Source organism: Geoglobus sp., assembly GCF_054018175.1.
This window is the reverse complement of sequence record NZ_JBPLZQ010000054.1, coordinates 1-8,019: the sequence shown is the minus strand read 5'-3', so window position 1 is coordinate 8,019 and position 8,019 is coordinate 1. Positions and strand designations below refer to the sequence as shown.

Genomic DNA, 8,019 nt, shown 5'->3' with positions numbered 1-8,019 from the left:
TTCATACTGGTTTCCCTGACTGTACATAACCTTCGTGAGGTCAAACCTGAAAACACAGCCGTTCTCCCTGTGCTCCACCATGCTCTCACTTCCAGCGAGAGGTTCCATTTTTGGTCTCCTCATCATCCCGTGCCTTCCGAGGTCAAGCCACAGAGAGTTCAGACGGTAGTTTTTCACAACCTCTTCGGCAATCCTTTCCCTGTACTGCATCACAGAATCCGGGAGTTTCATAACCCCTATCTTCCCGAACACCTTCAGGTCCGCGTATCTCGGGTAGTGTCCCGCGATCCTTTCAACAATTTCCCTGAAATTCAGCCTCTGTCTGAACACCGGATTGCGGTCCTCCACAAGCTCAACACCGTCAATTTCGAATTCCGTCCCTTCAAGGGTGAAGTGATCCACTACGGGGATTATCACGTACCCGTTTTCAAACCTTATCCTCCTGCGCCTGTCCTTCAGACCTGCCTTCTCGACCTTCTTTCTGACATCTTCTGCAAGATCCTTCCGAACCTTTATCGCCTTCATTTCCTCACCAGACTTTCGTGGATAACCACGTATTCATCACCGCTCTTCGCGACGAAAACCCTGTCACCAACCTCAAACCTTAATTCGGGCTTTAAGATGGTGACCTGCTCGTAGCTGAAGGGATCGAGAATGTCTATGGTCGACTCGTCGATGTTTACAACGTAGCTCTCCATCAGCTCCTCTCTCCTTGCGATGACCTTCGGATTCCGCAGGTTTACCGTTTTTCCGCTCATCACGTCGTACCCCTTCTTCTTTTTAACGCTGGCAACGATTGCCTTTATGCCACTGTCCTCAACCAAGTCACCTGCAAAGTACCCCGGAAGTCTGACGAGGTACGTGAACCTGTAAAAGTCCCTGCCATCTTCCCTTCCAGCGATCTTGCTGCTCTCCTTGATTTCCGCCCCGAACGATCTGGCGAGGTTCCTCGCTATTTTCTGGGCAAGCCTTTTGTCCCCGAAATACACATCCACTCCCTCTCTCTTTTCCTCGATCCTTGATATGAAGGCACGTGGGTTAGAATGCTCCTTTTCTACGCTTTCAGCTATGATTTCAGATATCGTTTCGAGCTCATCATCCTTCAAGTTTCTGTTGTCGGCCCTTATCTGGATTATAGCCTCGTAGTACCCACCTGCCTGTCTGCTGCACCTCTCACAGGCAATTTTCTTCACCCTGACCTCAAAAAACGTCTCATAACTGTACGGGTAGTCCCTCAGCATCCCTTCAATCCTGAAAACGTATCTGCCAACATCGTCGCCGACGGGTTCAAAGCTGTAACCCTCAACGATGAATTCATCATGTAGCCTGATATTACCTGAAAGAATGTAATCAACCGCGTCTTCGAGACTTGTTCTCCTCCACCTGTCGAGCCTGAACTCTCCGCATCTCGAACACTTTACGAGTTCCACCACGGGCGGTACCTCTACAGGCGTTACTTTCATCGCGAGACATTTTCCGCACACGGGATACTCGCTCTCCCCACCACACGAAGCGCACCTCATTGCAACTCTGAAAATTGACGGGTGAATATTTATCTCTTTTCTAACCCTCCGCACACTCCCAGCCAAACTGATGGGCGCACCGGCACATAACTAAAGTTTTAATTACTTTCCAGAGAACTTCCGGGTATGAAGATCATCGCTTTCGTCGGCCTTCCGCTCAGCGGCAAGACTACGGCATCGAAGATAGCGGAGGAAATGGGGATCCCCGTCGTTGTGATGGGCGATGTGGTCAGAGAAGAGGTCAGGAGGAGGGGGCTCGAACTGACTGACGAGAACGCAGGCAGAGTTGCAAGCGAGCTGAGGGAAAAAGAAGGTATGGATGCTATCGCAAAAAGGTGCATCCCGGCAATCCGGAAAAAGCTCGAAGAGAAGGGAATAGTGGTGGTCGACGGAATCAGGGGTATCGCAGAGGTCGAGAGGTTCAGAAAGGAATTTGGAGACGACTTCATTCTGATTAACATAGAAGCTCCTCTCGAAACGAGGTTTGAAAGGGCGCTCAGGAGAAAGAGAGACGACGATGTCAGGACGGTGGAGGACCTCAAAAAGAGGGATGAGAGGGAGCTGTCGTGGAACATGGGAGAGGCGATAAAGATGGCAGACATTACCGTCGAGAACACGGGAGGCATAGAGGAGTTCGAAAACAAGATAAGGGACATAATAAGACACTTCGTTCCGAGGGTTGAGGTTGAGGTCGAGACGGAAATACACCCGACAGAGGATGAGGAGAAGGTAAAAAAAACCGTCCTGAACCTCTTTCCAGATGCTGACATCGAGATAGACGATGGAAGACTGCTTGCGAGAACAACAAACCTCACGAGATTCAGAGAGCTTCTGAGAATGCAGAGGATCCTTGACACCGCAAGAAGTGAGATGATTTCCGGCAAGAAGGGCAAATCAGTTGTCATCTACCTTAACAAGCAGACAGCATTCGTGTCGAGAATCAACTTCGCCGAGGAGGATGCAATCCTCTCCCCGCTCAAGGTCACCTTCAGACTTTACGACGTGGATTTTGAGAGGTTTCTCGATTATCTGACACCTGAGACGAGAGACGGGAGACCCATAAGAGAGGTAGATAGGCTTTGAACCCGATACTGAGAATCCTCGAGAGAACAGACGGGAGTGTGACCACAATAATAGAGGCCCTCACAGGAGAGAGAGCAGAAATAAGAACTATTGAGCAGAGAATCGTGAGTGCTGATTCCGACTCCGCCGTGGTCCTCGGCATACCGGAAGGTGAGAGGATAAACTACAGGGTCGTGGAAATAGTCTCTGCCGGAAAGATCTTTGCCAGGGCAAAGTCGATAACACCCCTGTCCAGACTGGACGAGAGTTTCAGAGAGGACCTTCTCAAAGCCGACATTCCCATCGGAAAGATAATAAAGAAGCACAGGCTCGAGGTTAGGAGGGAAATCCTCTGGAGCAGACTCGAAATCTGCCGGGATCTCGGGAAGTGTCTGGTCAGGAACTACAACATAATTCACAAGGGAAGAGTGCTGATCAACATAACCGAAATGTTTCCGGTGGAGGTATACGAGCAGTTCAGGTGGTGATTTGGGATGAGCTTCAGAGATACGGTCAGAAACTGGTTGGTAGACGAGGGGTTTTTCAAACAAGAGGTGAGTGACGAGAACGCCGATTTCCACTTTATCATTGAGGTACCTCCAGGATCGGGGCAGGTCATAGACGTGATCGCTCCAAAGGACAGAGATCTGCTCCTTGTTGCGAGTGGAATCAGGCTGAGCGACGAGCACTACGCGAAGGTCATGGGGCTATCGGAGAAGGAGAGGGAGAAGCTCATGTGGGAAATCCGCTTCGACCTCCTTTTTCTAACGACGGAGTTTCAGATCGTGCCGGATGCTATGAACCCGCAGCTTTTCCAGTTCACGCGAAAACTCTACCCGGAGGACATCACGAGACAGCTGCTTATGGATGCGATTTCTGAAGTCCACAAGTGCAAGCTGTACATCGTATGGAAGATGAGGCAGAAGTTTGACAGGATGAGGGGCGAGGAAGAGGTAATGTACATATGAGCGAGTGAGGAGAACAAATTTTTTATTAATTCTCCAGTACTTTTTCCGCGATGAAGGTTTTCATGCTGATCGTTGACGGGATGTCAGACAGGAGCGCGAAAGGCACAACTCCTCTCGACTCTGCAAGTACCCCCAACCTGGACCGGCTCGCAAAAATGGGGATCAACGGAATCATGGACACGATAAGGCCTGGAGTGAGACCTGGTAGCGATACGGCACACCTGTCGATACTCGGATACGATCCATTTGAGTACTACACAGGCAGGGGACCCATAGAGGCGTGCGGGGCAGGAATAGAGGTGAAACCCGGAGATATCGCGTTCAGAGTCAATTTCGGAACCGTCGAGGGAGAGGGGAGTGTTTTCGACAAGGTTGTGATTGACAGGAGAGCTGGAAGAATACAGGATAAGCAGGAGCTGGTCGATGCTGTCAACAGAGAGGTGAAGATTGACGGAGTGGAATTCATTCTGGGAAACGCCAGCGGTCACAGAGCTGCCCTTGTTTTCAGAGGTAGAAATTTATCGGACAGGATAACGGACAGTGACCCAAAGAAGATTGGAGAGAAGGTAAAACGCGTTAAAGCACTGGACAGTGAGGCCGAATTCACTGCCAGGATAGTGAACGAATTCATAGAGAAAAGCCACGAAGTTCTCAATTCACACCCCCTCAACGAGGAGAGAGCAAAAAGAGGATTGCCCAGAGCAAACGTGCTGCTGCTCAGAGGTGTTGGAAAAGCCGTACACGTTCCGAGCTTTGAGGAGCGGTACGGAATGAGGATGGCAGTTGTGGCAGGGACGACGCTAATAAAGGGTATAGGAAGGTTGCTGAAAGCCGACGTCATCGAGAACGAGAAATTTACCGGAAGCAGAGACACCGACCTTGCCCTGAAGGTTAAAACAGCCATAGAATGTCTGAACACACACGATTTTGTCCTGCTGCACATAAAGGCTCCGGACGAGTTCGGGCACGACGGAGACTTTGAGGGTAAGAAGGAGTTCATTGAAAAGATAGATTCTGCAATAAAGCCAATTACGGAGCTCGACTTTTCAGAAGTCTGTCTTGCGATTCTCGCCGACCACACGACACCAGTAACTGTGAGAGACCACACTGCAGATCCTGTCCCTCTAACGATAGTCTGCGACGGGGTCAGACAGGACGACGTCGAGGTGTTCAGCGAATTTCACGCCTACAAGGGTGGACTTTGCAGGATAAGGGGGCTCGATCTGATGAACATAATCCTCGACCTGACAGGTAAATCTAAAAAGTATGGGGCGTAGCTAAGAATGATGCTCGAGAGTCTCATCATTCCAGAGGGCACGAAGTTCGACGAAACGATGATAGTCCACGAGGGGGACGTCATCATTGGAAACCACTCCACCGTGGGTTTCGGAATCAGGGCTAAAAAGATCATAATTGGGGACAAGGCAGTCATAGAGGGAGATGTCATTGGAGAAGAGGTGAGGATTGATTCATGGGCGCGTATAAAGGGCAACGTGACATGCTTTGGAGACACATACATTGGAGAGTTCACGGCGATTGACGGTAAGCTCACAGTGCATGGTGACCTCGAAATTGGTAGAAACGTCAGAATCGAAAGAGGTTTTGAGGCCACGGGTCTGATCACGATCCAGAACCCGCTCCCTGTTATAATGTTCCTGTTCATCTACATCATGGAACTGCTCAGGCTTGGCAGACTTGACGAAATCGAGGAGCTGTTCAGCGAGGAATTTGAAAATCCCCTCGTAATTCCTGACGGTTCCAAGGTGTCCATGGAGAGGATACAGACCCAGAAGAACGCAGTTTTCAGGCGCAGTCGAGTTCTCGGAAACGTGAAGGCAAGGGACGTGATTGTGGAGGATACTGAGCTATACGGGAGCGTGAGAGGGAGAGACATCGTCGTAAACTCCAGCAAAATCCACGGAGCGGTGGAGGGAAGGAAGGTATACATCGTAAACGGAAGCAATGTTTTCGGAAGCATAAGTGCTGAGGAAGTGCACATGGAAAACGGGTGCGTTGTCGAGGGAAGCATAATTGGGAGAAAGGGAGTCTGGATAAGAGACAGAGTCGAGTTCGAACTTGAAGGTGAGCAGGAAGATGATGGAGTGGGAGACGAAGAGATTCAGGAAAATGTTCCCGAACCTCTACAGAGAGATTAAAGGGGACATACTGCCCTCGATCCTCGACCACCTTGAAAGGTGCGAGACCGTGGAGGAGGCACACGAGATCATAGACTTCTTCCTGAAAACGGGTGAGATCAGCGAAGAGCACGCAGAATTTCTGAAAACCAGCAAGATAGTCCTCGAAAGTGTTATAGGGTCGAGAAAGCATGGAGAGTACACCAAGAGGGGATTGAGATGATTGAAATCGGTCTTGCTGGCAAACCAAACGCCGGGAAATCCACATTTTTCAAATCAGCCACACTCGCCGAGGCTGAGATAGCGAACTACCCGTTTACGACAATAGAGCCGAACGTCGGTGTTGCACACGTCAGGGTAGATTGTGTCTGCAGGGAGCTCGACGTGTATCCATGCGGCAACTGCGTTGACGGTGTGCGATTCATCCCGGTTAAGCTCATAGACATAGCTGGATTGGTTCCAGACGCTCACAAGGGGAGGGGGCTTGGAAACGAGTTTCTCGACGATTTAAGACAGGCAGACGCGATAATCCACGTCGTCGACGCCTCCGGTTCCACAGATGAGGAAGGAAACGAAATCGGAGTTGGTCAGAGGGATCCGATCGAGGACGTCAGGTTCCTCGAAAACGAGCTGATAATGTGGCTCTTCGGGATCCTAAAAAAGAACTGGGAGAAGATAGTCAGAAGAATTCAAATGGAAAAGAGAGATCCCGCAAAGTATATCGCTGAGCAGCTTGCTGGTCTCGGATTTGACGAGCTGATGGTCAGAGACTCGCTTAGAGAGATGAAGAAGACGTACAGCGAGTTTGACGACGATTCGCTGAAGGAGTTTGCTGAGAGACTCATGGAGAAGAGGTTCAGGATCCTGATAGCAGGAAACAAGGCCGACAAGGCTCCGGAAGATAACCTGAGGAGGCTGAGGGAAGTCGATGCCGTGACGTGCTCTGCCATCTTCGAGCTGACACTCAGAACTGCGAGCAAGAACGGGTTTATAAAATACCTGCCAGGAGATGAGGACTTCGAGATAATCAGGGAAGTGAACGAGAAGCAGAAGAGGGCGCTTGAGATGATAAGGGAATTCATGAAAAAGAACGGTGGCACGGGTGTGCAGACTGCGATCAACAGGGTTGTTTTCGAGAAACTGGGCTACATCGTGGTGTATCCTGTGGAAGATGAAAACAAGTTCACCGACAGTAAGGGAAACATTTTGCCCGATGCGATGCTCGTCAAAAGAGGGACGACTGCAAGAGAGCTGGCATACATGATTCACACGGACATAGGGAAGAACTACATATACGCCATAGACGCGAGGAGGAAGATAAGAATATCGGAAGATTACGAACTCAGGAACAACGACGTCATAAAAATAGTGTCGAGCGCCTGATCCGTCTGATCACATCCCGGGAAAAGTTCAATAACACCCGCATCATTCTGCTGAACATGTGGAGTCTGAGATTCGAATACCTGAACAGAGTCTACGATGTCGCGATATTTCTGATGAGCCTCGTGGTCATTGTGCTCATCGGCATAAAGATGGTCACGATAGTCGTTCAAATTCCGGAGGCGATATTCAATTACACCGAATACAGCTTTGACACACTCATAACTGAGATTCTAACGTTTTTTGTACTCATAGAACTCGCCAAAGCGTTCACAGAGTACCTGGAGTTCAGGAGGGTCAGACTGCACATCATGGCTGAGCTCGCGTCAATCTTCGTGCTGAGGGAGCTGCTCATAACCCTCTACAAGCAGAATTTCACGTGGGAGATACTTGTCGGATTCTCAACGCTCATCCTGGCCCTCGGAGCAGTCAGAACGGTTGCTGTGAGGTACAATCCAAAAAGAGAGCACAAATAGAAAAGTTTTTATACGATTCAGCATTCGAGCAAAAAAATCATGACATTTTTATAGATTAATCATGGAAAAATTTTTAACCGTCATGCTCAAGTATGAATATGCTCGGAGTTGAGGGTAAGCTCATCACGGAGATAGATCCAAAAGAGATCAACAAAATATGGGTGAAAAACTACGACAGTGAGGTCCCCGATTCGGTTGAAATTCCGGAGATCGCCCTTTACGAGCTCCTCGACAGGACAGCAGAAAGGCTGCCGGACAAAATAGCCATAGATTTTCTCGGGAAGAGACTGAAATACGGGGAGCTGAAGGAGCTGTCAGACAGAATTGCTGGTTTCCTGAAAGGTATGGGTATTGGAAAGGGTTCGAGAGTCGTCATTGACATGCCCAACACACCTCACTACGTCATAGCATACTACGGAATCCTCAAGACAGGAGCGACGGTTGTTCAGGCAAACCCCCTGTACACCGAGAGAGA

The 8,019-nt window shown here is 49.6% G+C and carries 11 protein-coding genes; 9 read left to right on the top strand and 2 right to left on the bottom strand.

The window, feature by feature from the left end; all coding sequences use genetic code 11:
- Both ACXJJC_RS04325 and ACXJJC_RS04320 read right to left on the bottom strand, forming a co-directional pair.
- Positions 1-525: class I SAM-dependent methyltransferase family protein (locus tag ACXJJC_RS04325; RefSeq protein WP_503421138.1), on the bottom strand; the 525-nt coding region annotated here is incomplete at its 3' end.
- Positions 522-1,523, bottom strand: coding sequence for a 60S ribosomal export protein NMD3 (locus ACXJJC_RS04320; RefSeq protein WP_456369615.1), 1,002 nt, complete (start codon positions 1,521-1,523; stop codon positions 522-524). The genes ACXJJC_RS04320 and ACXJJC_RS04325, both read right to left, overlap by 4 nt.
- A 126-nt stretch (positions 1,524-1,649) precedes the next feature.
- Between ACXJJC_RS04320 and ACXJJC_RS04315 the strand changes: the two genes are divergently transcribed.
- From ACXJJC_RS04315 to ACXJJC_RS04275, 9 genes are all read left to right on the top strand, one after another.
- Positions 1,650-2,606 (top strand): AAA family ATPase, encoded by a 957-nt coding sequence (locus ACXJJC_RS04315; RefSeq protein WP_456369614.1) that lies wholly within the window; start codon positions 1,650-1,652, stop codon positions 2,604-2,606.
- A complete protein-coding gene (locus tag ACXJJC_RS04310) occupies positions 2,603-3,073 on the top strand; it encodes a chorismate pyruvate-lyase family protein (protein ID WP_456369613.1) in 471 nt (156 codons plus the stop codon). Before ACXJJC_RS04315 ends, ACXJJC_RS04310 begins: the two co-directional genes overlap by 4 nt.
- 6 nt (positions 3,074-3,079) lie before the next feature.
- On the top strand, positions 3,080-3,553 hold the full coding sequence (locus ACXJJC_RS04305; RefSeq protein ID WP_456369612.1) for a DUF2299 domain-containing protein: 474 nt from the start codon (positions 3,080-3,082) through the stop codon (positions 3,551-3,553).
- Between the two features lie 50 nt (positions 3,554-3,603).
- Positions 3,604-4,830: a 2,3-bisphosphoglycerate-independent phosphoglycerate mutase gene (locus ACXJJC_RS04300; RefSeq protein ID WP_456369611.1), complete on the top strand. Its 1,227-nt coding sequence runs from the start codon at positions 3,604-3,606 to the stop codon at positions 4,828-4,830.
- A gap of 9 nt (positions 4,831-4,839) precedes the next feature.
- Positions 4,840-5,709: an acyltransferase gene (locus ACXJJC_RS04295; RefSeq protein ID WP_456369609.1), complete on the top strand. Its 870-nt coding sequence runs from the start codon at positions 4,840-4,842 to the stop codon at positions 5,707-5,709.
- Positions 5,681-5,911 (top strand): DUF2095 family protein, encoded by a 231-nt coding sequence (locus ACXJJC_RS04290; RefSeq protein WP_456369607.1) that lies wholly within the window; start codon positions 5,681-5,683, stop codon positions 5,909-5,911. Before ACXJJC_RS04295 ends, ACXJJC_RS04290 begins: the two co-directional genes overlap by 29 nt.
- Positions 5,908-7,071: a redox-regulated ATPase YchF gene (locus ACXJJC_RS04285; RefSeq protein WP_456369605.1), complete on the top strand. Its 1,164-nt coding sequence runs from the start codon at positions 5,908-5,910 to the stop codon at positions 7,069-7,071. The genes ACXJJC_RS04290 and ACXJJC_RS04285 overlap by 4 nt, the downstream gene beginning before the upstream one ends.
- A gap of 56 nt (positions 7,072-7,127) precedes the next feature.
- Positions 7,128-7,544, top strand: coding sequence for a phosphate-starvation-inducible PsiE family protein (locus ACXJJC_RS04280; RefSeq protein ID WP_456369604.1), 417 nt, complete (start codon positions 7,128-7,130; stop codon positions 7,542-7,544).
- A 98-nt stretch (positions 7,545-7,642) separates the two neighbouring features.
- On the top strand, positions 7,643-8,019 hold a 377-nt coding region (locus ACXJJC_RS04275), incomplete at its 3' end, for an AMP-binding protein (RefSeq protein WP_456369602.1).

Excerpts from the sequence above, each read along its gene's own strand:
- ACXJJC_RS04320 (WP_456369615.1), bottom strand. The coding sequence starts at position 1,523 with ATGAGGTGCGCTTCGTGTGGTGGGGAGAGCGAGTATCCCGTGTGCGGA.
- ACXJJC_RS04315 (WP_456369614.1), top strand. The coding sequence starts at position 1,650 with ATGAAGATCATCGCTTTCGTCGGCCTTCCGCTCAGCGGCAAGACTACG.
- ACXJJC_RS04305 (WP_456369612.1), top strand. The coding sequence starts at position 3,080 with ATGAGCTTCAGAGATACGGTCAGAAACTGGTTGGTAGACGAGGGGTTT.
- ACXJJC_RS04300 (WP_456369611.1), top strand. The coding sequence starts at position 3,604 with ATGAAGGTTTTCATGCTGATCGTTGACGGGATGTCAGACAGGAGCGCG.
- ACXJJC_RS04295 (WP_456369609.1), top strand. The coding sequence starts at position 4,840 with ATGCTCGAGAGTCTCATCATTCCAGAGGGCACGAAGTTCGACGAAACG.
- ACXJJC_RS04290 (WP_456369607.1), top strand. The coding sequence starts at position 5,681 with ATGTTCCCGAACCTCTACAGAGAGATTAAAGGGGACATACTGCCCTCG.
- ACXJJC_RS04285 (WP_456369605.1), top strand. The coding sequence starts at position 5,908 with ATGATTGAAATCGGTCTTGCTGGCAAACCAAACGCCGGGAAATCCACA.
- ACXJJC_RS04280 (WP_456369604.1), top strand. The coding sequence starts at position 7,128 with ATGTGGAGTCTGAGATTCGAATACCTGAACAGAGTCTACGATGTCGCG.